The sequence below is a fragment of the Seongchinamella sediminis genome (assembly GCF_003457605.1).
GTDB lineage: Bacteria > Pseudomonadota > Gammaproteobacteria > Pseudomonadales > Halieaceae > Halioglobus > Halioglobus sediminis.
In genome coordinates this window covers 1-1,683 of sequence record NZ_QRAN01000056.1, presented here as the reverse complement: position 1 = coordinate 1,683, position 1,683 = coordinate 1, and the positions used below count along the sequence as shown (strand labels likewise).

Sequence of the window (1,683 nt, the reverse complement as noted above, 5' to 3'; positions counted from 1 at the left end):
CCGGCTTCAACAAGCTCGCCGGCAACTGTTCAAATCAATCCATGAACGGGAGACAAAAAGGGCCTGAAATCGACTCCACATAGCCCCCCGCTTCAGACTCATTTACGAATTAGAAAATACTCGGTCAATCTATTGAGGTTTTAACCTCAGCGCCCCTGACAACCCTTAATGCAGTAACGTGGCTTGGTAAAGTACATGATGCCCAGCTCAAACCCGGCTCCGCCCGAGCCATCAAAGGCATCGGAGAAGGTGCCTGCAATAACGAGATTGGGAGACTCCCAGCGTAGTCCAAAGCGATACGAAGGCTCCGAATAAGCTTCGCCAGTCGTGCCGAATACTTCGCCGACGAGTGCGGTCTGGGGAATGACCCCGTATACCGCAAGGCGCGATGCCCAGGTCATACCCCATGTGGTTTCGTCGTCCTCATCCTGGTCCAGATTAACGATCACGCCCGGCACAAGATCCAGTAACACATTATCATCGGCGAAGGCGTAGGTGGCTGTACCTTGAACAAAGTAGGATTCGAAGGCGTGTGTGACGCTGCCTTCCTCCAGATGGTCGGGGAGCAGACCAGTGCCAAATGCCACTGAGTAGCCTTCCGACCCAGTCTCGTTCTCGAGCAAGCGCCTTTTGGCCCAGAACGTGCTTGCCACGTAATCTTCCGATTTCCCCCGCGGATCGTCATAGTAGTACGAGGCCATGGCGTTAAACTCCCACTCGGGTATCAATGCACCGATCAGGATCACGCTCGAATAGTCCTCGCCGACCGTGCCAACCAGAGTGCTGACGCCGGTCGGTGCGACCCATTGGTTGTCACCGACAAATTGCTGCGCACTGGCAAAGCCTGTCCCAAAAAAGCCTACTCCCACTGCCACTTTCAGTAAGGTTGCGAAAGGTGCCTTGTATCGTTTGCACGCAGCCGCGTTCTCCCTGCCGTAAGCTTTCATCAAACCATAGTCCTCTGTTTGGCCCTACTTATTGTCCAGTATTTTTGCAGCCTGCCGCAAAAAGCCCGGCATTTTGTCTTCACCATAAGGCGGTATATAGCCATTGGTTGAGAAGTACACGCCAACGAAATCCCGGGCCGGGTCGATGTAGATGCCCTGCCCGAAGTTGCCGTGTTTGTACAGTGCGCCATCTTCAAAAACTGCGTCGAACTGGAAAGATTTAGCCATAGGTGCTTCTCCAAAATCCTCGATAAGTCCTTTGTACTTGGCACCTGCCCTGAATGCTTCCGGTTTACCGCCAGTCTGCAAACGTTTCAGCTTAGAACTGGTCCATCCGCTCGAAGGGGTGCAGAGTGTCCGGGGTAGACGGAACATTCCAGGTGGTGCGGAAGTCCATGTGCCCGGAGGTCTGGGAGATTGCCGGACCGGATGGGTACACTCGCGGGCCCACGATCATGCCCGTATCCATCGCTCGCTTGATGTCAAACATCGGGCCGGCGGTATCGCCGTTTTTCAAGGTAGTTGTCGCATTCATTTACGCGGCGACCTCTAAGTCGTCACGATCCTTCTCCGGGTTCAGCCAAACCATGCCTGGCAAATCCCAGTTTCTGATACCACCGCTCCAGCGATCAGGATTCATGGCCCTGGCCGCCTCATAGACTGCCCTGCGATGGTCCATCACCCGGTCTGTCTGACCCGTGTGACGCTGTACCGGCGTCATGAACTTCAGGCCACT

The 1,683-nt window shown here is 54.8% G+C and carries 3 protein-coding genes and 1 pseudogene; all 4 read right to left on the bottom strand.

The window, feature by feature from the left end; translation table 11 throughout:
• Positions 1-146 precede the first annotated feature (146 nt).
• The gene (locus tag DWB85_RS19275; protein ID WP_117957695.1) at positions 147-947 is read right to left on the bottom strand and encodes a hypothetical protein; all 801 of its coding nucleotides are present in this window, start codon (positions 945-947) and stop codon (positions 147-149) included.
• A 24-nt stretch (positions 948-971) separates the two neighbouring features.
• Positions 972-1,256 (bottom strand): hypothetical protein, encoded by a 285-nt coding sequence (locus DWB85_RS19270; protein ID WP_133300687.1) that lies wholly within the window; start codon positions 1,254-1,256, stop codon positions 972-974.
• Positions 1,257-1,266: 10 nt separating this feature from the next.
• The gene (locus DWB85_RS19265) at positions 1,267-1,482 is read right to left on the bottom strand and encodes a hypothetical protein (RefSeq protein WP_117957692.1); all 216 of its coding nucleotides are present in this window, start codon (positions 1,480-1,482) and stop codon (positions 1,267-1,269) included.
• Positions 1,483-1,683 (bottom strand): annotated as a pseudogene (locus DWB85_RS19715) (IS3 family transposase); the annotation flags it as partial.